This window comes from Pseudomonas sp. Mn2068 (assembly GCF_049319725.1).
Taxonomy (GTDB): Bacteria; Pseudomonadota; Gammaproteobacteria; order Pseudomonadales; family Pseudomonadaceae; genus Aquipseudomonas; species Aquipseudomonas gingeri.
On sequence record NZ_JBMOUG010000007.1, the window covers coordinates 267,660 to 289,279 of the forward strand.

Consider the following 21,620-nt stretch of genomic DNA (forward strand, 5'->3'; position numbering starts at 1 on the left):
GGGAGACCGTCGTGAACAACACCCTCGATCCGTCCGGAATACCGGAGCGTGATTCACTGCTGGCCGTCGCCGTGGCGAAGGTCAAGCGCCATGTACTGCCGCTGTTCGTCATCATGTTTATCGTCAACTACATCGACCGGGTGAATATCGGCTTCGTGCGCACGCACCTGGAGCATGACCTGGGCATCGGCGCCGCGGCCTACGGCTTTGGCGCCGGACTGTTCTTCATCGGTTATGCCTTGTTCGAAGTGCCTTCCAACATGTTCCTGCAGAAGGTCGGGGCGCGGCTCTGGCTGACCCGCATCATGTTCACCTGGGGCCTGGTCGCCACGGCGATGGCCTTTGTCCAGAACGAAACCCACTTCTATATCCTGCGTTTCCTGCTCGGTGTGGCCGAGGCCGGGTTCTTTCCCGGAGTGATCTACTACTTCACCCGCTGGTTGCCCGGTGTGGAGCGGGGCAAGGCGATTGCCATCTTCCTCAGCGGTTCGGCCGTGGCGTCACTGATCTCCGGCCCGTTGTCGGGGGCCTTGCTACAGATCGAGGGTTTCGGCTGGCACGGCTGGCAATGGATGTTCATCATCGAAGGCCTGGCCTCGGTGGTGCTCTGCGGTTTCACCTGGTTCTGGCTCGACTCCACGCCCCGCGACGCCAAGTGGCTGAGCGCCGCCGAGCAGGACGTGCTGGTGCAGGTGATCGAGGATGAACAGCGTGCCCGCGAGGCGGCGATGCCGGTCAAGCCGTCGATCTGGACCCTGCTCAAGGACCGCCAGATCGTGCTGTTCTGCCTGTTGTATTTCTGCATTCAACTGACCATCTATGCCGCGACCTTCTGGCTACCCAGCATCATCAAGAAAATGGGCGATCTGAGCGACCTGCAGGTGGGCTTCTTCAACTCCATTCCCTGGCTGATCTCGATCATTGCCATGTACGCCTTCGCGGCGGCCTCGGGCAAGTGGAAGCACCAGCAGGCCTGGGTCGCCACGGCGCTGCTGGTGGCGGCGGCGGGGATGTTCATGTCCACCACCGGCGGTCCGGTGTTCGCCTTTGTCGCCGTGTGTTTCGCCGCCATCGGCTTCAAGTCCGCCTCGTCGCTGTTCTGGCCGATTCCCCAGGCCTACCTGGATGCGCGGATCGCAGCCGGGGTCATTGCCCTGATCAACTCCACCGGCAACCTTGGCGGCTTTGTCGCGCCGGCCACCTTCGGCTTGCTGGAGGAGCGCACCGGTTCGATCCAGGGCGGCCTCTACGGCCTGGCCGCGACCTCGGTGCTGGCGGCGATCCTGGTGTTCTATGCCCGTACCCGGCCCAAGACTTCCCACGCGCTGCCGGGGATCGTCAGCCCGGCCCTGAACAAACCCCATTGAACGACGCTTTTGCCGACAGGTACGAACCATGACTACACAGCCCCTCAATGCCGCCGGCCAGACGCCGGTGATCAGCGGTTTCCAGGTTATCCCGGTGGCCGGCCACGACAGCATGTTGCTGAACCTCAGCGGTGCCCACGGCCCGTTCTTTACCCGTAATATCGTGATCATTACCGATAGCAGCGGGCGCACGGGCGTCGGCGAAGTCCCCGGCGGTGAGCGGATTCGCGCCACCCTGGAGGATGCCCGCTCGCTGCTGCTGGGCCAGTCCATCGGCAATTACCAGAAGCTGCTCAACCAGGTCCGCCAGACTTTCGCCGAACGGGATTCGGGCGGGCGCGGGCAACAGACCTTCGACCTGCGTATCACCATTCATGCGGTGACGGCGCTGGAGGCGGCGTTGCTCGATCTGCTCGGCCAGTTCCTCGGCGTGCCGGTGGCGGCGTTGCTCGGCGAGGGCCAGCAGCGGGAGGCGGTCAAGGTTCTCGGTTACCTGTTCTATATCGGCGACCGGGCCCGGACCGACCTGGCCTATCGCAATGAAGCCGAGGCCGACGACGCCTGGTTGCGCCTGCGGCATGAGCAGGCGATGACCCCCGAAGCCATTGTCCGTCTGGCCGAGGCTGCCCAGGCACGTTACGGTTTCAATGATTTCAAGCTCAAGGGCGGCGTGCTCGACGGTGCCCGGGAGATGGAGGCGGTGACGGCCCTGGCCGAACGTTTCCCCCAGGCGCGAATCACCCTCGACCCCAACGGTGCCTGGTCGCTCAAGGAAGCGATTGCCCTGTGCCGCGACAAGCATGATGTGCTGGCCTACGCCGAGGATCCCTGCGGTGCGGAACACGGTTACTCGGGGCGCGAGGTGATGGCCGAGTTCCGCCGCGCCACGGGGCTGCCGACGGCGACCAACATGATTGCCACCGATTGGCGGGAAATGGGCCATGCGATCCAGTTGCACGCGGTCGATATCCCCCTGGCCGATCCGCATTTCTGGACGATGCAGGGCTCGGTCCGGGTTGCCCAGATGTGCCATGAATGGGGCCTGACCTGGGGTTCGCACTCCAACAACCACTTCGACATTTCCCTGGCGATGTTTACCCATGTCGCGGCCGCGGCGCCGGGTGAGATCACCGCCATCGACACCCACTGGATCTGGCAGGACGGCCAGGGCCTGACCCGCGAGCCGTTGCAGATCGTCGACGGCTTTATCCAGGTCCCGCAAAAGCCGGGCCTGGGCATCGAGCTGGATCTGGACGCGGTAGCCAGGGCCCATGAGTGCTACCGGAACATGGGCCTTGGCGCCCGGGATGACAGCGTGGCGATGCAGTTCCTGATCCCGGGCTGGTCGTTCGACAACAAGCGTCCGTGCCTGGTGCGCTAGTCGGGGGTGAAGAGCGTCACGGCGACGATCTGTTCGCCCTCGACGCGAAACTGCAACACGCCACGGGGGGCCGGCTGACCTGCCTGGTAGCATTCCACCAGCACCCGGTCCGCCGCCGTGGCGGTGGCCTGGAGTTGATGGGGTTTACGCAGCAGATCCCGTGCTGCCGGTGGGAGCGGGAAAGGGCTGTGGTCATGGTTTTCCCGCACCGTGTCACAGAACGCCAGCACCACGGCCCTTGGCGGCCTGGCCGGTGGCGAAACCATTCCGGCGTCGGCAAACAGATGGTTGAGCTGGTCGGCGGTGGCTACCGCGCGTGGGAAGCCGGTGAAGGCAGAGGCCTGCAACAGCAGTTCGGTGTATTCGCCGGGAGCCAGGCCCGAAGCCAGGCCGGTCTTGAAATGCACGCTGAGCGGTGGCCCGACCATGCCGGCGGCAACGATGGCGGCGAAGGTCGCGGCTTCGCGCAACCGCGGATCGAGACCGGGGCGCTCGTGCAGATGGCCGTAGACGACGCCGACCGCCAATTCGCCCAATGCCGGCGCGGTATGAAACAGCGCATCCAGGCGTGCGCCGCCATCAGGTACCAACTCGATAAACTGCTTGCGGCCTTCACGGTACAGCTCTGCCACGGGGTCCTTGCTGTTCATGGTATGTCCTCTGCGAAAGATAGGGGTTCGCGCGTCGACGACAGCAGGACATCGACAGACAGGAGCCTAGCCAATCCGCGGGAAAATGCCTGTGCGGGAATATTTTTTCCGCGACCGATCAAGGCTAGAGTGGTGGGCTCCAGTGAACGCTTGCAGAGAGGGCGTATGCCGACGTTTTACGACGCACGCGGGAATATCTATGCCGTGGCGAGCCCCGATGAAGTGCGTGGCCTGGGCTTCGAGGTGCCGCTGGACGCGGCGCAGGCGGCTTCGCAGCGGCTGACCTGGACCGCGGGGGCGGTGGAGGCGTTGTGCGGCTGGGGCGACCAGGCACCCGGGCGAGGTGGCAAGCACCATCGTTCCGATGGACTGCTGGTGGGGCCGTTCCAGTCCGCAGCCCCCTTCGATCTGCTGATCATCAATACCGACGGCACCCTGGCCGAACGCAGCGGCAACGGCTTGACGATTTTCGCCCAGGCGCTGGCCGAGCAAGGCCTGCTGCCGGCGCAAGGAAGCTGTCGGTTGCGGGTCCATCACGATCAGCCGGGCGGCGGCTCTCCCGTGGTCACGGTGGTCGAGCCGGCACAGGTCGAAGGTATCCAGGGTTTCTGGCTGGCGTTGGGGAAGCCGGCGTTCGGTCCTGCTGCCGTCGCGGCCGCCGGTATGGGGGATGCCGGGTCGAATGGCCGCCACCTGAGCCATATCCCGGGTCTGGCGAGGCTGAACAGCGCCTGGCAGCGCAGCCAGTTCGTGCGGATCGGCAATCCCCATTGCGTGACCCTGGTCGACGAGGCATCGGCGTTGCCGAGCAATGCGCAGATGCTCGAACCGGCCCTGGAAACCGGCTTGACCGCGATTGCCTTTGCGCCGCCCGTGGGGACTGGCGTGCCGTGTCCGGCCGGTGTCAATTTGCAGTGGGCGACGCTCGCGGGCCCCGGGCACCTGCAAGCGCGGGTGTTCGAGCGCGGCGAAGGGCCGACCGCGTCCTCGGGCACCAGCGCCAGTGCCGTGGCCTGTGCGGCCTGGCGAGCCGGCTGGGTCGCGGCGGGCGAGGTCCGGGTCAGCATGCCCGGCGGCACCGCGCCGATTCGCCTGGTGGCGCAGGCGGGCGAGCTGCAGAGCGTCCATCTGTTCGGCGCTGCCCGGCGCCAGGGCTGACGACCGGCACGGGCGCGGTTCGACTCCGACACCGGGATCGGACTCGCCCGTCCCGCGGCGGTGCGGTTGTGCTCTTGTCCGCAGCGGGCGGTTTTGGCTTGAATGAGTCGATGGGGTGAAGGCCGATGACGGCCTCGCCCGGATCGGGCCGTGGAGACGGGCCCGGGTTTTCGATTCATTCAAAGGGAATTCGTTGATGAGAGCTGTCAGAGGTTTATTCAGTACATGGCTGTGTGCCGGCCTGGTGTTCACGGCCTGTTCCAGCAGCGCGCAGCCGGGGCCCGGGCTGGACTCCAGCGACAGGATCGCGGCATCTTCCACCGCCACCGACGGCATCGAGTCCACGCCGGCGGAACTGCTGGTGGGCAGTCGCACCGATTATTTTTCCTGCTCGGTGGGACGCTTTCGCGGGGAGCTGGAGGCCAGGGTGGTGTTCGCCTCCGCCGGCAACACGGCGTATTTCGATGTCAGTGCGGTGCGCTACCGGATCGTCCGCAGCGACGGCCAGGGCGGCGGCAACAAGGCCAATATCAATTTTCACCTGGATACGTTGAACCGGCAGGGTGTGGTCAGGGGCAGCGACGCCTATCACTCGCCGGACTCATTGAAGCAGGATGGCAGTTGGCACATGCTCGATATCAATCGTATCGTGCGCACGGATTATCAGGGGGCGGTGACGTTCGAGTTCGTCTTCGACCGCTCCAAGGCCGCCGACACCCGCTGCGCGGCCCACAAGACCTACCAGTGGGCGGGGCCCTCGGCCGGTCTTTCCACCGCGTCCGAGTGAGCCGGTTCAACCCGCGTCGAGTCCTGGCGCCTGGCGAATCAGGAAGTGATCCAGGTTCTCGATTTCACAACTGAAGACACTGAAGGTCTGCTCCGGGTTTTTCTTGCTCGGCACCTGTTTCAACTCCGGGGTTACGCCGTAGAAGAAGCAGTAGAGATCGTCGGCCTGGTCGATCACGCTTTTGATTTCGGCAAGAAACGCCGTGCGCTGGCGGTAGTTTTCGATCAGGCCCTTGCTCAGGTAGACATTCACCGAACAGCGCTTCTTGTCGGCCCAGACCGGTTTGTCGAAGACGATGCTGAAGCTGCTCCCGTAATCCTTGATTTCCTTGATCCGGCCCCAGTAGATCAGGCCCTTGCGGTCCTGGCAGTACTCGACTTTCTTGAAGAAGGCCTGGTAGTTCAGGCTCTGCTCGCCGATGGTCAGCGGCATGCGCTTGAGCAGTTCCCTGTTGGCGAAGTTGGAGACAAAGCACTCCACCGGATGGGCAAATACGCTGGTGCGGTTCGGCACCGCCTTGGGCGCGTTGTCGGCGCTACTCTCGGCTGGCTGTAGCACGACATTGGGTGCCGCCGCCGGCAGGCGGGTGTCGTTGCCGGCGGGCGCCTTGCGCGTGTAGACGCGGCGGGTCAGCAGCAGTTCGACCGGGAAGTTCTGTTCGCCCTCGATCTCGTCCTGCGGATGATCGGGGTCGAGGACGCCGGGGGCGGTTTCCGGGCTCAGGTATGGACAGTCCGCCAGGTGCCGGGTGCTGGGCATGTTCCTGAAGTGCGGGGTACGCTTGAAACGCACATTCGTGGCATTGTAGGTGGTCAACTGGTTGGTGCTGTCGAAGGCCGTACGGCAGGCATCGTTCGGGCACTGGAAGCACTCCCTGGCCGAATCGAACGCCACGGTCTCGTCGAAGTTCAGGTCGCGGACATCGTAGATCGTCAGTTTCTCGTCCAGGCTGACGCAGTAGGCTTTGTCGAATTTCATGCTCGGTCCATCGGCGGCGGAGTAAGGCATTAATATCAGGCAATCTTTTTCCATGCACCTGCCGATCAAGGAAAGTCCCCACTATGCAATCGATCATGCGCCTGGCTGAAGCACGCGACCTGCCCCGGGTCGAGGCCATCGTGGATGCGGCCTACCGTATCTATATCCCGCGAATGGGGCGAGAGCCCGGCCCCATGCTGGAGGACTATGCCGCCGTGCTGCAGGCCGGGCACCTGTTTGTGCTGGAGGTGTCCGGGCAAGTGGCCGGGATCCTCGTGCTGATCCGCGAGCAGGGTGTCATGTTGCTCGATAACGTGGCGCTTGCTCCTGAATATCAGGGGCGCGGGCTGGGTCGGGTGTTGATGGCGTTCGCCGAACAGGCCGCGCTCGATGCGGGGTGTCCGGCGATTCGTCTGTATACCAACGAGGCCATGAGCGAGAACCTGGTGCTGTATGCGCGGCTGGGTTATGTCGAAACCCACCGCGCCGCGGACTCGGGTTTTCAGCGGGTCTACATGACGAAGAACCTGAAGCCGCTGTAGCGATCCGCTGCTGTGTGGATCACTCCAGCAGTTCCACCCGCGCCGGTTCGCGTCGCATGAGTATTTTTCCCTGGCGAATCGAATACAGCGGCAGCCCCTGGCTGCGGATCACTTCGTAGTCGTTGTCGGCCGGGAGGATCAGCAGGTTGGCCGGGCGCCCGGCTTCCAGGCCGTAGCGATCGCCCAGGGCCATGGCCCTGGCACTGTTGTCGGTGACCAGGTCCAGGGCGTTCTGCAGATTGCGATAACCGAGCATGTGGCAGATATGCAACCCGGCCTCCAGCACCCGCAGGATATTGCCGTTGCCCAGTGGATACCACGGGTCGACGATGGAGTCCTGGCCGAAACAGACATTCATCCCGGCTTGCAGCAACTCATCCACGCGGGTCACGCCGCGGCGTTTCGGAAAACTGTCGAAGCGGCCCTGCAAGTGGATGCTTTCGGTGGGGCAGGAGACAAAACTGATGCCCGAGGCCTTGAGCAGGCGGAACAGCTTGGCGCAGTAGGCGTTGTCATAGGAACCCATGGCCGTGGTGTGACTGGCGGTCACCCGCGAACCCATGTCACGGCTGCGGGCCTCTTCGGCGAGGACCTCGAGAAAGCGTGAGTGCGGGTCGTCGGTTTCGTCGCAATGCACGTCCACCAGGCAGCCGGTCTTCTCCGCCAGGTCCATCAGGAACATCACCGACGAGACGCCCTGGTCGCGGGTGTATTCGAAATGCGGAATACCGCCGACCACATCGGCGCCGAGATTGATCGCCTCGACCATCAGTTCGCGGCCATTGCGATAGGACTCGATGCCCTCCTGGGGAAAGGCCACGATCTGCAGGTCGATCAGGTGCCGGGTTTCCTCGCGCACCTCGAGCATGGCCTTGAGCGCCGTCAGTTCCGGGTCGGTGACATCGACGTGGGTGCGTACATGCTGGATGCCGTGGGCGGCGAGGTTGCGGATGGTCTTTTTCGCCCGCGTCCTGGTGTCCTCGTGGGTAATGGTGGCCTTGCGTTCACCCCAGCATTCGATGCCTTCGAACAGGGTGCCGCTCATGTTCCAGCGCGGTTCGCCGGCGGTGAGGGTCGCGTCGAGGTGGATATGCGGCTCGACGAACGGCGGCACCACCAGGTTGCCCTGGGCGTCGAGGTCCGCCGGGCCGGCTGCCAGCAGGCCGGTTTGCGGGGTGATGCTCGCGATCCGTGCGTCCTCCAGGTGCAGGTCGTACAGGCCTTCGCGGTGGCGCAGCCGGGCGTTGAGGATATGCATGGGCGTGGTCCTTTTCGGGCATGTCGTCATAAGGTAGCCGAAGTGTGCAGGAAACTGCTGGGGGATCGACCCAGCACCCGGCGGAACATGGTGGAGAACGCCGCCGGGCTCTGGTAGCCGAAGTCCAGGGCGATCCGTGTCACCGCTTCGCCTGCGCTCAGGCGGGCCAGGGCCTGCACCACGCAGACACGCTGGCGCCAGTGTGAAAAGCTCAGGGCGACCTGCTCCTGGAACAGCCGGCCGAAACTGCGCAGGCTAAGATGCAGGCGGTCCGCCCAGGCCTGGGGCGACTGGCGGATATCCGGTTGCTCGACGAAGGCCTGGCACAGTGGCAGCAGGCGCGGGTCCCGGGGCAGGGGAATATGCAGTGGCAGGCTGCTGGCGCTGGCCAGTTCATGCAGCACCAGCGTGATCAACGCGCCATCGCGGCCCTGTTCATCGTACGCCACCGGCATCTCGACGGCGGCGATCAGCAGTTGCCGCAGCAGGGCAGAGACTTCCAGCACCTGACACGTCGGGCTCATCGCCCCGGCGGCCGTGGGCTCGATGTACAGGCTGCGGGTACTGACCCCGAGCATCAGCACCTGGTGCGGCACCCCGGGGGGAATCCAGACCGCACGCTGTGGCGGGACGATCCAGTTACCGTCATCGGTCAGCACATGCATCACCCCTGTGGCGCCATAGAGCAATTGCGCCCGCCGGTGCTGATGGCGGGCCAGCAGGTGACCGTGGGGATAATCGGTGCCGATGGCGATCACTGTTTGGGGCAGGTGATCGTAGAGGGCGAGGGCGGTATTGCGCATGGCGGGATTTGTCTGGCCGAAACTCAAACAGTATTGACTGGCTTGCGCAAGCACGCCAGATGTTGCCGGCTTAAGGTGGGCTTCTCTCTTCCAGAAAGGACCCGATGTGATGCTCTATGGGCTGTTGGCGCTGTTTGGTGCACTGGCTGGCATGACCAGCGTGCTGTTCGGTTTCGGTGGCGGTTTTGTCGTGGTGCCGTTGTTGTACCGCATCCTGGGCGACAGTCCGGACCCGGCGATCAGCGGAGCGGCGATGCAGATCGCCGCGGCGACCTCGACCTGCGTGATGATCGTCAATGCCCTGATCGCCACGGGCAAGCACCGGCGTGCCGGTAACCTGCGGCGCGCGTGGATCTGGCCCCTGGCGGGATTCATCGGCCTTGGCTCGGTATCGGGGGCGGTGCTGGCGAGCCTGGTGAGCAGCGAGGCGGTACGCTGGGCGTTTATCGTTTACCTGGGCCTGACCCTGGTGGATTGCCTGGCGCGGCGCGGCTTCATGGAGCAGGCGCTGGTCTCCCCGGCGAAACCGCTCAAACCTGTCGTCACGGTGGGTGGTGGCCTGTTGATCGGTGCCGTGGCGACCTTTCTCGGAGTCGGCGGCAGTGTCATGACCGTGCCGCTGTTGCGCCGCAATGGCCTGAGCATGACGCTGGCGACGGCGATGGCCAATCCGCTGAGCGTGCCGGTGGCGGTGGTGGGGACCCTGACCTATATCGCTCTCGCCGGGTTCCGCCCGCTGGGATTGGGGCCGTGGTTCGCCGGCTATGTGGATCTGCCGGCATTCGGCGTGCTGATCCTCGGATCGCTGGCGGGAATGCGCCTGGTGAGCCCCCTGATCGGGCGCATTCCGGACCGCCTGCATGCCGGGATCTATACCGGCTTGCTGGCGTTGGTGCTGCTGGCGATGTTGCTGGACTGAACGGGCTATCAATAAGCCCGGCTCCCACAAGGACTGTGGACAATCTCTGGATCAGACCGTCAGCAATCGCTCACGCAGCTTGCCGATCTCGTCGCGCATCTGCGCGGCCGCCTCGAACTCCAGGTCGCGGGCCAGTTGGTACATCTTTTCTTCCAACTGGCGAATGCGCTTGCCGATCTCGCTCGGCGAGCGCAGTTCGTTTTCGTAGCGGGCGTTTTCCTCGGCGGCCTTGGCCATGCCCTTGCGCTTCTTGCTGCGCGAACCGGGCACGGTGGCGCCTTCCATGATATCGGCGACGTCCTTGAACACGCCCTTGGGGGTGATGCCGTTGGCCAGGTTGAAGGCGATCTGCTTGTCGCGACGGCGCTCGGTTTCACCGATGGCGCGCTCCATGGAGCCGGTGATCCGGTCGGCGTAGAGGATGGCCCGGCCATTGAGGTTACGGGCGGCGCGACCGATGGTCTGGATCAGCGAACGTTCGGAGCGCAGGAAGCCTTCCTTGTCCGCATCGAGAATCGCCACCAGCGAGACTTCCGGCATGTCCAGGCCTTCGCGCAGCAGGTTGATCCCCACCAGCACATCGAAGGTCCCCAGGCGCAGATCGCGGATGATTTCCACCCGCTCGACGGTGTCGATGTCCGAGTGCAGGTAGCGCACGCGCACGCCATGGTCGGCGAGGTAGTCGGTCAGGTCCTCGGCCATGCGCTTGGTCAGGGTGGTGACCAGTACCCGCTCTTCCACGGCCACGCGCTTGGAGATTTCCGAGAGCAGGTCGTCGACCTGGGTCAGTGCCGGGCGGATTTCCACTTGCGGGTCCACCAGGCCGGTGGGGCGTACCACCTGTTCGACGACCCGGCCGGCGTGTTCGGCCTCGTAGTTGCCGGGGGTTGCGGAAACGAAGATGGTCTGCGGGCTGATGGCTTCCCACTCGTCGAAGCGCATCGGCCGGTTGTCCAGTGCCGAGGGCAGGCGGAAGCCGTACTCCACCAGGGTTTCCTTGCGCGAACGGTCGCCCTTGTACATGGCACCGACCTGCGGAACGCTGACGTGGGATTCGTCGATCACCAGCAGCGCATCGGCCGGCAGGTAATCGTAGAGTGTCGGTGGCGGTGCGCCGGCTTCGCGTCCCGAGAGGTAGCGCGAGTAGTTTTCGATGCCGTTGCAGTAACCCAGTTCGAGGATCATCTCCAGGTCGAAGCGGGTGCGTTGCTCAAGGCGCTGGGCTTCCACCAGTTTGTTGTTGCTGCGCAGGTATTCCAGGCGTTCCTGCAACTCCGCCTTGATCCCTTCGATGGCGTCGAGCAGGGTTTCCCGCGGCGTCACGTAGTGGCTTTTCGGATAGAAGGTGAAGCGCGGCAGTTTGCGGATGACTTCGCCGGTCAGCGGGTCGAAGGCCGACAGGCTTTCCACTTCATCATCGAACAACTCGATCCGGATCGCTTCCAGGTCGGATTCGGCCGGGTAGATGTCGATCACGTCGCCGCGCACGCGGAAGGTGGCACGGGCGAAGTCCATGTCGTTGCGGGTGTATTGCAGGTCGGCCAGGCGACGCAGCAGGGCACGCTGGTCGAGCTTGTCGCCACGGTCCACGTGCAGGACCATCTTCAGGTAGGTTTCCGGGCTGCCCAGGCCGTAGATGCAGGACACCGTGGTGACGATGATGGCGTCCTTGCGCTCCAGCAGGGCCTTGGTCGCCGACAGGCGCATCTGTTCGATATGGTCGTTGATCGACGCATCCTTCTCGATAAAGGTATCGGAGGAGGGCACGTAGGCTTCCGGCTGGTAGTAGTCGTAGTAGGAAACGAAGTACTCGACGGCGTTGTTCGGGAAGAACGCCTTGAACTCGCCGTACAACTGCGCGGCCAGGGTCTTGTTCGGGGCCAGCACCAGAGTGGGGCGCTGGACCTGGGCAATCACGTTGGCGATGCTGAAGGTCTTGCCCGAGCCGGTCACCCCGAGCAGGGTCTGGTGGGCCAGGCCGGCGTCGATGCCTTCGACCATCAGGCGGATGGCCTCGGGCTGGTCGCCGGCGGGCTGGAAGCGGGTGACGAGCTGGAATTCGGACATAACGTACCTCTGGGTCACGCCTGCCCGGCAAGCCGCGCAGCAACGAAAAAGATCGCCTGCAACAGCAGGTCGCAGGGAAAAAGCATGATAAGCCTAGATGTGGTGTTGCGTCCGACAGCTTTCAAGGCGGGTGTCTGTCGGACGTTAATGTTGCATTTCGATTGTCGGTCGTAAAATAAATCAAAAAACTTGCCGGAATCCGACAATAGTCGGTCGCCCTCGCCGGTGATGGGCTCTATACTAGCTCCCCGTTTGTGCACCGCTCTAGTGCAATCGGCCGGAGCGTTGTCACCCCCTCCACCCCCCATTCAGAGCCGCCGCAATAATGAGCCTGTTCTCCGCTGTCGAAATGGCACCACGCGATCCTATCCTGGGCCTCAACGAAGCATTCAATGCCGATACCCGTACCGACAAGGTCAATCTGGGTGTAGGTGTTTACTGTGACGAAAGTGGGAAAATTCCACTGTTGCGTGCCGTTGTCGACGCCGAGACCCAGCGCGTGGCTCAGCATGCTTCCCGTGGCTACTTGCCGATCGACGGCATTGCCGCCTACGACAAGGCGGTACAAACCCTGCTGTTCGGTGAAGGTTCGCCGCTGATCGCCGCCGGTCGTGTACTGACCACCCAGGCTGTCGGTGGTACCGGCGCGCTGAAGATCGGTGCCGATTTCCTCAAGCAACTGCTGCCGAACGCCACCGTTGCCATCAGCGACCCGAGCTGGGAGAACCACCGCGCGCTGTTCGAAGCCGCCGGTTTCCCGGTACAGAACTATCGCTACTACGATGCCGCGAGCAACGGGGTGAACCGTGCCGGCCTGCTGGAAGACCTCAACGCGCTGCCGGCCAAGTCGATCGTCGTACTGCACGCCTGCTGCCACAACCCGACCGGCGTCGACCTGACCCCGGCCGACTGGCAGGACGTGCTGGACGTGGTCAAGTCCAGGGACCTGGTTCCGTTCCTGGATATGGCTTACCAGGGCTTTGGTGATGGCATCGAGGAAGACGCCGCCGCCGTGCGCCTGTTCGCCGGATCGGGCCTGACGTTCTTCGTTTCCAGCTCGTTCTCCAAATCGTTCTCGCTGTACGGCGAGCGTGTCGGTGCGCTGTCGATCGTCAGCGAATCGAAGGAAGAGACCGCCCGTGTCCTGTCCCAGGTCAAGCGCGTGATCCGTACCAACTACTCCAACCCGCCGACCCACGGGGCGAGCATCGTCGCGGCCGTGCTGAACAACCCTGAGCTGCGTGCCCAGTGGGAATCGGAACTGGCTGAAATGCGCCTGCGGATTCGCGGCATGCGCATGCAGATGGTCGACCTGCTGGCCCAGTATGGCGCCAAGCGTGACTTCAGCTTTGTCGGTCGCCAGCGCGGGATGTTCTCCTACTCCGGCCTGACGGTGGAGCAGGTGGCACGCCTGAAGAACGAGTTCGGGATCTACGCACTGGATACCGGTCGTATCTGCGTGGCCTCGTTGAACCAGCGCAATATCGAAGCGGTGGTGAAGGCGATTGTCCAGGTGATCTGATGGGCGAATGGGGTATTGTCCCTGTCGTACCACCCGATTGAAAAAAGCCCGCAGCGATGCGGGCTTTTTTATTGTGTGATCTTTCTATCCGGCAGGCCTGCTGCCTGGTCCGGTCGGGTTGGCTCAGCCGAGGAAAGCCTTGCTCAGGAAGTCGTAGGCCAGCTTGATGGAGGGAATGCTGATACAGAGAAAAATAATACCAAACTGCCAATGCACGAGCTTGTGATGGGCCTCCAGTGAGGTGATCGATGACCGCAGGTCCGCGCCTTGTTTCGCTATCGATTCACGAAGCTCCGAGCCTTGTGTCGATATCAATTCACGAAGCTCCGAGTTCTGGGTCGCCATCGATTCTCGGAGTTCCGCGCCTTGTTCCTTGATCAACGCCCGCAGCTCCACACCCAGGGCGTTCATATCAGTCCTCAATTCCGAGATCGATGCGTTCAGGCGGGTCTCGGTGTGAAGCAGGTCCGATTTCGTAGCGAAATTCTGCATTTCGTCCTCCCAGGCATCCACCACGCCTTTGGCCTTGCCGGCTGGGATGCTGATGGCGGTCAGCGCGTCATACAGGTTGAGTGAGAATGTCATCTTGGCTCCTGCGATAACAATGGCCTGGAAACGCCCTCTGACTGCCGGTGCTGCCGACGATAGCGTTCTGAAACCAATCTTCGACTCAAACCTGTTGGATGATATAGCCAGCTATTTCCCCTGATTTTGTAGGCTCGTGCCTAGCTTCGCGTCTGTAAAGCAAACTCGCCTGCTTGCAGGGTTTGTTGCAAATTATTGCAGATTGCGCAAAGCACTTTTATCAAATCCTCGTTTGTCTTGCTCCGAAGCCTCGACTTAAGCTTTCCCGAGCTTCGAAAGTCAACCTTGAGCGCCTGCGTCAACGGTTTGAACCATGATCGATTCGAACAATGGCCTCGCTGTCCACTTCAGTGCAAGCAAGAAGTAAGGATTCACGATGCAGTCAAAGTGCGAAGATTCATTAGCCACCCGTTCTTCCAGTACTTCCAGTGTCTCCACCGAGGATACGTCCCACAGCAGTTCCTACCGACTGGCCGAGGAGCTTCTGGACAAGGCGGGCCTGCGCCTGAACGGCAACGCGCCGTGGGATATGAAGCTGAAAAGGCCCGGGGTTCCCGAGCGGGCCTTGTCCGAGGGCAGCCTGGGCCTCGGCGAGGCCTACATGGACGGCGACTGGGACGCCGATCAGCTGGACGAGTTCTTTGCCCGCCTGATGCGTTCGGGCCTGGCCGATGGGGTCAACCCGATGGCCATGCTGTTTCACGCCGCACGGGTCAAGTTGCTCAACCTGCAGAACCGCAAGCGTGCCTGGCAGGTCGGCGAGCAGCACTACGACCTTGGCAGCGATTTCTACGCGAGCATGCTCGATCCGCGCATGACCTACACCTGCGGCTACTGGCGCGAGGCAACCGACCTGGTCGAGGCGCAGAACGCCAAGCTCGACCTGGTGTGCCGCAAGCTGCGCCTGGAGCCGGGCATGCGGGTCCTGGATATCGGCTGTGGCTGGGGCAGCTTCATGTCCTACGCGGCGCAGAACTACGGCGTCGAGTGTGTCGGCGTGACCATCTCCCGGGACCAGGCCGAGTGGGCCCGCCAGCGTTACGCCGGATTGCCCCTGGAGTTCCGCCTGCAGGACTACCGCGATGTCGACGAGCAGTTCGACCACATCGTCAGCATTGGCATGTTCGAACATGTCGGGCGCAAGAACCATCGCGTCTACATGGAAACCGCCGAGCGCTGCCTGAAGGACGACGGGTTGTTCCTGCTGCACACCATCGGCAAGAACCGCCGCAACTCCAGTACCGACCGCTGGATCGACAAGTACATCTTCCCCAACGGCGACCTGCCTTCCATCGGCCAGATCGGCGATGCCGTCGACGGTCTGTTCGTGGTCGAGGACCTGCACAACTTCGGGGCCGACTACGACAAGACGCTGATGGCCTGGTGCGAGAACTTCGAAGCGGCCTGGCCACGCTTCGCCGGGCAGATGGGCGAGCGCTTCTACCGCATGTGGCGCTACTACCTGCTGTCCTGCGCGGGGGCTTTCCGGGCCAGGGATATCCAGCTGTGGCAGTGGGTACTCTCGAAAAAAGGCGTGGTCGGCGGCTACGAGCGCGTGTCCTGAGCCGTCTTCCTCGTGCTCTTCCTGCTGCCGGCGGGAGCCTTGATCGTCGCCGTGCCTGCGGCAATCAACGGCTCCGGCACCGCCTTGAGGTAGTTGTAGACCGTTGCCCGGGAGATCTCGAAGTAGTCGGTCAGGTATTCCATGAAGTTGCGTATTTCCAGGAGCCCGCTGGCCCGGGCTTCGGCCAGCGCCAGGGTGATTTCGCGGCGGCCGAACTCGCTTTTGCGCACTGAGGTCTCGAGGGAAATCCGTTCGACGATCTCATTGAGCTTCTCTCTCCAGTCCGCCTTGAACAGCGCCTCCGGCCGGGTTTGCGTGTTGAACCCGGCGGCGAAGCTGCCCAGCAGTTGCTGCACCTGGTTGATCACCGACACATCGAAGTTCAGGCACAGGAACGCGATGATCTCACCATGGTCGTCCCGTGCGGCAATGGTGATCGAGCGCAGGACCCGGCCATTGATCCCGTTGCTTTCGTAGGGGCCGATCACATCCGGTCCGGCTTCGAGCTGCGGGATATCCTCGATCAGCGAGGGATCGCCGACCTTGCGCTTGGAAAAATTGTTGGCGATATGGGCGATCAGGCCCGTCCTGGCATCGTGTACCACGGCCTCCAGATGCGGGTAGAGCAATCCGGCGATGCCTTGTGCCGTGGCATTGATGAAATTCATGTAGGACATCTGCAAGCCTTCGATTCAGGTGGACAGCAACCGCGATGACAGGGAGGGCCGGTGCCTTTCGTCCAGGCGTGCGCACGTTACCGTACTCCCGGGCGATATTGGAACAGCCTTGAGCGGCTTGATAGGCAGGTGCTGAGCTTAATTTAGACATAAAAAATAAATTAGACAATATGTATAAGTCGGGATAGTGTCTTGCGGGTACTGCCACCGACCGGGCATCCGCGAGATCGTCCGCGGCCGGTGGACGACCTATCGCTCAGCTCAGCAGGGGACATCGCATGGCCACGCTTCCAGACTTCCGCCTGGAGACCTATTTCTCCAAGTGGGAATTCACCGCCCGCTACCACATGACCGCTTCCGATGCCGAAAGCATGACGCTCTCGGAGTTGCTGGCCCTGGCCAGCGACAGTGACCGCGCCGCGTTCGAGAACCTTTCGCTGGGCTACACTCAGACCTATGGCGCTCCGGCGCTGCGGGAGACGATCGCCGCGACCTACGACAAGGTCCGGCCGTCCGATATCCTGTGTTTTGCCGGTGCTGAAGAAGGGCTTTATGTGGCGATGCAGGCCTTGCTGGAAAAAGGCGACCACGCCATCGTCGTGACACCCAACTACCAGTCCGCCGAGACCATCCCCTTGAGCCTCTGCGAGGTCACCGGCGTGCCCCTCGACCCGGCGCGTGGTTGGACCCTGGATATCGACGCGGTGGCCGCGGCCATCCGGCCGAATACCAAACTGGTCTCGATCAACTTTCCCCACAACCCGACGGGCAAGATCCTCGAGCGCGAGCGCTTCGACGCGCTGGTGCAACTGTGTCGCAAACACGGCCTCTATCTGTTCAGCGACGAGGCCTATCGGCTGATCGGTGTCGGTGACTGCGAGCAACTGCCGGCGGTTGCCGACGTCTACGAGCGTGGCTTGTCGCTGGCGGTGATGTCCAAGCCCTATGGCCTGCCCGGGCTGCGTATCGGCTGGATCGCCTGCCAGGACGCCGGGCTGCTGGTGCGCATGGAGCGGATGAAACACTACCTGTCCATCTGCAACTCGGGTCCCAGCGAAATCCTCTCGATCATCGCCCTCAAGGCCCGCGAGCGGATCCTCGCGCGCATCCACAAGCTGATGTCACACAACCTGGAAGTGCTGGACGGTTTCTTCGCCGAGTTCAGCGAGCGGTTCGACTGGTATCGCCCGGACGGTGGCTGCATTGCCTATCCGCGCTACCTGGGCGGGGAAGGGGTGGAAAGCTTTACCGCCGACCTGGTCGAGCGCACCGGGGTGTTGCTGCTGCCGTCCAGCATCTATACCTCGGCGCTCGGCCCGGTGCCGACGGATCGTTTCCGGATCGGCTACGGGCGGGCGAATATCGAAGAGGGCCTGGAGGTGTTCCGGCGTTACCTGAAAGGAGCGGCATGATGTTGCCGGTGCATGACTGGCCGGCCTTGCGCGCGGTCCTGCGGCACGATGCGATACTGGCTGCCATCCGTGAAGCATTTATCCGGCATGCCGACGGCCAGGTGGTATCGCCCGCGCCCGGCGAGCTGCTGTTCGACCAGCCACCCGGTGATTGCCATATCAAGTACGGCTATTTCAAGGGCGGCCCGGTCTTCGTCATCAAGATCGCCATGGGCTTCTACGACAATGCCCGGCACGGCTTGCCGACCAATAACGGCCTGATGGCGGTGTTCGATGCCCGCACCGGGCAGACCCTGGCACTGCTCAACGACGAAGGCTGGCTGACCAGCTGGCGCACCGCCGCATCGGGTGCCCTGGCGGCCGTCGCCCTGGCCCCCAGGCACATCACCGCGCTGGGGATCCTGGGCAGCGGCCATCAGGCGGAGCTCCAGGCCTTGTGGGCGTCCGTTGCGCTGGGCATCGACAAGGTCGTCATCTGGGGCCGCGACCCGCACAAGGCCGAGGCCCTGGCGGCTCGCCTGCGCGAGGAGGGGATCGATGCCCACCCGACGGTGCGGGTCGAGGACCTGCTGCGCCAGTGCAACGTGATCATCACCTGCACCCCGGCGACCGAGCCGTTGTTCCCTGCCGCGGCGGTGAGGCCCGGCACCCATATCGTCGCGCTGGGTGCCGACAGCCATGGCAAACAGGAGATCGATCCACAGCTGTTCCAGGTCGCCGGCCGGGTGGTGGCGGACGATATCAGGCAGTGCACGGATCGTGGCGACCTCGGCCATGCCGTCCGTGACGGCCTGCTGGAACCCGCCTCGATAGTGCTGCTGGGTGATGTGTTGTCGGGCAAGGTGAAGGGGCGCGAGAGCGAGGACGCCATCACCCTTGTCGACCTGACCGGACTGGCGGCCCATGACGTTGCCATCGCGACCCTGGCCATTGATGCCTTGCAGGACCCGGATACGCGCAACGCGATCTGATCCCCCCTCTGGTTAATTGCTTCCCCTAGTCGAGTTAATATCAATGAAAAATCTTTCATGGCTAATTAACCCGACGAACATGGCTCGCTGTAATAAAAAAATATATATAGAAGCTGGCAGTCAAAAATAACAATAGAGGCCATTGGTTGATTCTCCGAAGTGTTCCGTTCCTGTATTGCACATGCCCTGCAAGGCAACTGTCGCCTGCGCGTCAGTGGCCGCAGGGCGTGCTCCGGAGCACACCCGGCAAGAGCTCGACCTGACCCACCTTCTGCAGCAGCGAAGATTGTCTTTGGCCTTCGGGCACTTCTGCCATTGATTGTTCCATGTTTCCACTCTCCTCGCGGATGACGGAGTGCGTTCTGTCGTTCGCACTAACAAGAGAGTGAAACTTTATTAACCAGGGGAATTACAACGATGTCGGTAAAAATCAACTTGCTCACACTGGCGGTGTCGCTGGGCATGACCCAGTTCGCCATGGCGACCACCGTGACCGACCAGAGCGACGCCAAGGGCTTCGTCGACGACAGCAGTCTGAACCTGCACCTCAAGAACCAGTACTTCAACCGCGACCGGAAAAATGACAAGTCCGACCTCAGTGACTGGACCCAGGGGATCTTTGGCAACTACAGCTCCGGTTTCACCCAGGGTACGGTCGGTTTCGGCGTCGACGCCTTCGGCTACTGGGGCATCAAGCTCGACGGCGGGCCGGGCACGGCCGGTACCGGCAACCTGCCGGTGGGACGCAACGGCTCTCCCGAAGACGATTACGCCAAGGCCGGTGGCGCGGTGAAGATCCGCGTCTCCAAGACCGAGTTGCTCTACGGTGACATGCAACCCACCGCACCGGTGTTCGCTGCCGGTGGTACGCGGCTGATCCCGGAAACCGCCACCGGTTTCAACCTGCTCAGCAGCGAGATCAAGGACCTGGACCTGGAAGCCGGCCACTTCACCAGTGGTACCGGGGTGGTCACCACCAGCAGCGACCATGACCTGTTCGCCACCTATGCCAACGTCACCACCAGTGCCGTCAACTACCTGGGCGGCAAATACACCGTCAACGACAACCTCAACTTCACCCTCTACGGTTCCGAGTTCGAGGACGTCTGGCGCCAGTACTACACCAACGCCAACTACACCTTGCCGATTTCCCAGGCACAGTCGCTGAACTTCGATTTCAACCTCTACCGCACCCTGGATGAGGGCGAGGCCAAGGCCGGCCCGATCAACAACACCGCGTTCTCCTTCGCCACCGCGTACACCTTCCTGACCGCCCACACCGTGACCCTGGCTTTCCAGAAAGTCCATGGCAATACCCCGTTCGACTATGTCGGTTTCGGGACCAACGGTCCTGGCGACGGCGGCGACTCGATCCTGCTGGCCAACTCCGTGCAGTACTCGGACTTCAACGGTCCTGGCGAGAAATCCTGGCAGGCGCGTTATGACCTGAAGATGGCGACCTACGGCGTTCCGGGCCTGAGCTTCATGACCCGCTACATCCACGGCGATGATATCGACGGCAGCAAGATAGCCGCGGACAGCCCTTACCATGCCTACGGCTATGGCGCCAACGGCGAGCACCACGAGACCGATGTGGAAGCCAAGTACGTGGTGCAGAACGGCCCGGCCAAGGACCTGTCCCTGCGCCTGCGCGAGTCTATCCACCGTGGCAATGCCGACCAGGCCGAAGGCGACAACAACGAGCTGCGCCTGATCGCCGACTACCCTATCTCGATCTTCTGATCGGGAACGGGAAGAGGAGGGCGCGGGTTCTCTTCTTTCGCGTGTTCCGGCGTACAGGCCGCGGCGTCTGCCCGCGCCGCCTCGACGCGATTGCGGCCGGAGCGCTTGGCCTGGTACAACGCCGCATCCGCCAGCCCATAGGCACTGTCGAAACGGGTGCCGACGGGGCTGGCGCTGACGCCGAAACTCGCGGTGATCCGGCGGTTTACCGGCTGGCCGAAAACATGCGAGGCAATCGTGTCGCGCAGGGTTTCGGCCAGGGCCAGGCCTTCTTCGAGCGTGCCGGCGGGCATCAGCACGGTGAATTCCTCGCCGCCCACGCGCCCGATGAATCCGCCATTGCCGACGACACGCCGCAGGCAACCGACGATGCCCTGGATCACCGCATCGCCGGCGGGGTGGCCGAACTCATCGTTGACCTGCTTGAAGTGGTCGATATCCAGCACCACCATCACCGCACCGGTTTTCTGCAGGGCCTGGACGGTCAGGTCAATGACCGCGCCACGGTTCAGCACGCCAGTCAGCGCATCGTGGGTGGCGCGGTATTCGAGCTGATGGGCCAGGGTCTGCAACTGGGCATTGAGCGCGTTCATCTCGCGCTCGGCACGGTCGCTGCGGCGTATCAGGCGGCGTGTCTCGCGCATGAGTCGCTCGAAGTGCACGGTCAGGTCGGCGAGTGCCTGCTGGTACACCGGAGCCTCTGCTTCAGTCAGGGCCAGAATGGAACGGGCATGTTCAAGCGCGTCAGTTTCGCTTTTGAACAGGTCCGGTTCAGCGTCATCCTGTGCGCCAGCGAAAGTGACTGAAGCGGTCATGCTCATCATCCTTCTCGGGGTGTCATTGGAGAGTCGTGGCGTGGTCGTTGAAGATGATGGCGGTAAAGTCGGCCTTCAGTTCTTCACCGAACTCGAAAATGGTTTCGTCTTCTTCGTCATGGTACCAGTTCACCTGCATCTCGTTGCCCGATTGCGCGGCCTTGTCCAGCGCATCGAAGATGCTGAACAGCATCTTGGTGCTGGAACTGTTGAAATAGGCCAATGCGATATGGACGTTGATGGTGGTGTCCTCGCGGGAGGCGAGGTAGCCGCGCAGTTGCTGGAGCACGGGGGCATAGAAGGCGGCGGCGTTCTCCGGATAGGACTCGCCCTTTATCGTCAGCAGGTTCTGATCGAAACGGAAGTCGACTTCCGGCGATGTGGCAGTTGCTTCGATGTAGAAATTATCCATGGTGATTGC

The 21,620-nt window shown here is 62.8% G+C and carries 20 protein-coding genes; 11 read left to right on the top strand and 9 right to left on the bottom strand.

From position 1 onward, the window contains the following. The first annotated feature begins 11 nt into the window (after window positions 1-11). Together ACL9RJ_RS18155 and gudD are read left to right on the top strand one after the other, a co-directional pair. A complete protein-coding gene (locus ACL9RJ_RS18155) occupies window positions 12-1,367 on the top strand; it encodes an MFS transporter (RefSeq protein ID WP_017129501.1) in 1,356 nt (451 codons plus the stop codon). Window positions 1,368-1,395: 28 nt separating this feature from the next. Further along, window positions 1,396-2,748: a glucarate dehydratase gene (gene gudD, locus ACL9RJ_RS18160; protein ID WP_177119318.1), complete on the top strand. Its 1,353-nt coding sequence runs from the start codon at window positions 1,396-1,398 to the stop codon at window positions 2,746-2,748. Here gudD and ACL9RJ_RS18165 read toward each other — a convergent pair. Then, window positions 2,745-3,398: a carboxymuconolactone decarboxylase family protein gene (locus ACL9RJ_RS18165; protein ID WP_177086629.1), complete on the bottom strand. Its 654-nt coding sequence runs from the start codon at window positions 3,396-3,398 to the stop codon at window positions 2,745-2,747. The genes gudD and ACL9RJ_RS18165 overlap by 4 nt on opposite strands. Before the next feature lie 165 nt (window positions 3,399-3,563). On the opposite strand from ACL9RJ_RS18165, the gene ACL9RJ_RS18170 reads away from it, so the two are divergent. Both ACL9RJ_RS18170 and ACL9RJ_RS18175 read left to right on the top strand, forming a co-directional pair. Continuing rightward, a complete protein-coding gene (locus tag ACL9RJ_RS18170) occupies window positions 3,564-4,556 on the top strand; it encodes a diaminopimelate epimerase (RefSeq protein ID WP_422765521.1) in 993 nt (330 codons plus the stop codon). Between the two features lie 196 nt (window positions 4,557-4,752). Then, window positions 4,753-5,343, top strand: coding sequence for a hypothetical protein (locus ACL9RJ_RS18175; RefSeq protein ID WP_017129497.1), 591 nt, complete (start codon window positions 4,753-4,755; stop codon window positions 5,341-5,343). A gap of 6 nt (window positions 5,344-5,349) precedes the next feature. On the opposite strand, the gene ACL9RJ_RS18180 is transcribed toward ACL9RJ_RS18175, so the two are convergent. Continuing rightward, entirely contained in the window at window positions 5,350-6,321 is a 972-nt protein-coding gene (locus tag ACL9RJ_RS18180; RefSeq protein WP_422765522.1) for a hypothetical protein, read from the bottom strand. Between the two features lie 83 nt (window positions 6,322-6,404). Between ACL9RJ_RS18180 and ACL9RJ_RS18185 the strand changes: the two genes are divergently transcribed. Beyond that, a complete protein-coding gene (locus tag ACL9RJ_RS18185; protein ID WP_017129495.1) occupies window positions 6,405-6,863 on the top strand; it encodes a GNAT family N-acetyltransferase in 459 nt (152 codons plus the stop codon). Window positions 6,864-6,882: 19 nt separating this feature from the next. Here ACL9RJ_RS18185 and codA read toward each other — a convergent pair whose 3' ends face one another. Further along, window positions 6,883-8,121: a cytosine deaminase gene (codA, locus tag ACL9RJ_RS18190; protein WP_017129494.1), complete on the bottom strand. Its 1,239-nt coding sequence runs from the start codon at window positions 8,119-8,121 to the stop codon at window positions 6,883-6,885. 26 nt (window positions 8,122-8,147) lie between these two features. After that, on the bottom strand, window positions 8,148-8,924 hold the full coding sequence (locus ACL9RJ_RS18195) for an AraC family transcriptional regulator (protein ID WP_422765523.1): 777 nt from the start codon (window positions 8,922-8,924) through the stop codon (window positions 8,148-8,150). A 109-nt stretch (window positions 8,925-9,033) separates the two neighbouring features. On the opposite strand from ACL9RJ_RS18195, the gene ACL9RJ_RS18200 reads away from it, so the two are divergent. Then, window positions 9,034-9,843 (top strand): sulfite exporter TauE/SafE family protein, encoded by an 810-nt coding sequence (locus ACL9RJ_RS18200; RefSeq protein ID WP_422765524.1) that lies wholly within the window; start codon window positions 9,034-9,036, stop codon window positions 9,841-9,843. Between the two features lie 51 nt (window positions 9,844-9,894). Here ACL9RJ_RS18200 and uvrB read toward each other — a convergent pair whose 3' ends face one another. Beyond that, window positions 9,895-11,910 (bottom strand): excinuclease ABC subunit UvrB, encoded by a 2,016-nt coding sequence (gene uvrB, locus ACL9RJ_RS18205; RefSeq protein ID WP_017129491.1) that lies wholly within the window; start codon window positions 11,908-11,910, stop codon window positions 9,895-9,897. Between the two features lie 325 nt (window positions 11,911-12,235). Here uvrB and ACL9RJ_RS18210 point away from each other — a divergent pair, with 325 nt between their 5' ends. After that, complete coding sequence (locus ACL9RJ_RS18210; protein WP_017129490.1) at window positions 12,236-13,432, top strand: amino acid aminotransferase; 1,197 nt, start codon at window positions 12,236-12,238, stop codon at window positions 13,430-13,432. 123 nt (window positions 13,433-13,555) lie between these two features. Here the strand turns inward: ACL9RJ_RS18210 and ACL9RJ_RS18215 are convergent, their stop codons facing one another. Beyond that, on the bottom strand, window positions 13,556-14,017 hold the full coding sequence (locus tag ACL9RJ_RS18215) for a DUF1640 domain-containing protein (protein ID WP_177086641.1): 462 nt from the start codon (window positions 14,015-14,017) through the stop codon (window positions 13,556-13,558). A gap of 376 nt (window positions 14,018-14,393) precedes the next feature. Between ACL9RJ_RS18215 and cfa the strand changes: the two genes are divergently transcribed. After that, on the top strand, window positions 14,394-15,581 hold the full coding sequence (gene cfa, locus ACL9RJ_RS18220) for a cyclopropane fatty acyl phospholipid synthase (protein WP_017129488.1): 1,188 nt from the start codon (window positions 14,394-14,396) through the stop codon (window positions 15,579-15,581). On the opposite strand, the gene ACL9RJ_RS18225 is transcribed toward cfa, so the two are convergent. Continuing rightward, on the bottom strand, window positions 15,563-16,258 hold the full coding sequence (locus ACL9RJ_RS18225; RefSeq protein WP_177086643.1) for a helix-turn-helix transcriptional regulator: 696 nt from the start codon (window positions 16,256-16,258) through the stop codon (window positions 15,563-15,565). The genes cfa and ACL9RJ_RS18225 overlap by 19 nt on opposite strands. Before the next feature lie 278 nt (window positions 16,259-16,536). Here ACL9RJ_RS18225 and ACL9RJ_RS18230 point away from each other — a divergent pair, with 278 nt between their 5' ends. The 3 genes from ACL9RJ_RS18230 (at window position 16,537) to ACL9RJ_RS18240 (ending at window position 20,384) form a co-directional block, all read left to right on the top strand. Further along, window positions 16,537-17,670, top strand: coding sequence for an aminotransferase class I/II-fold pyridoxal phosphate-dependent enzyme (locus ACL9RJ_RS18230; RefSeq protein WP_177086645.1), 1,134 nt, complete (start codon window positions 16,537-16,539; stop codon window positions 17,668-17,670). Further along, a complete protein-coding gene (locus tag ACL9RJ_RS18235) occupies window positions 17,667-18,641 on the top strand; it encodes an ornithine cyclodeaminase (RefSeq protein ID WP_178992052.1) in 975 nt (324 codons plus the stop codon). Before ACL9RJ_RS18230 ends, ACL9RJ_RS18235 begins: the two co-directional genes overlap by 4 nt. Before the next feature lie 417 nt (window positions 18,642-19,058). Next, window positions 19,059-20,384: an OprD family porin gene (locus tag ACL9RJ_RS18240; protein WP_017129484.1), complete on the top strand. Its 1,326-nt coding sequence runs from the start codon at window positions 19,059-19,061 to the stop codon at window positions 20,382-20,384. Here the strand turns inward: ACL9RJ_RS18240 and ACL9RJ_RS18245 are convergent. Next, window positions 20,363-21,199, bottom strand: a complete 837-nt coding sequence (locus ACL9RJ_RS18245) for a GGDEF domain-containing protein (RefSeq protein WP_017129483.1) — start codon at window positions 21,197-21,199, stop codon at window positions 20,363-20,365. The genes ACL9RJ_RS18240 and ACL9RJ_RS18245 overlap by 22 nt on opposite strands. A gap of 22 nt (window positions 21,200-21,221) precedes the next feature. Beyond that, the gene (locus tag ACL9RJ_RS18250) at window positions 21,222-21,611 is read right to left on the bottom strand and encodes a DUF1987 domain-containing protein (RefSeq protein ID WP_017129482.1); all 390 of its coding nucleotides are present in this window, start codon (window positions 21,609-21,611) and stop codon (window positions 21,222-21,224) included. Window positions 21,612-21,620: the final 9 nt, after the last annotated feature.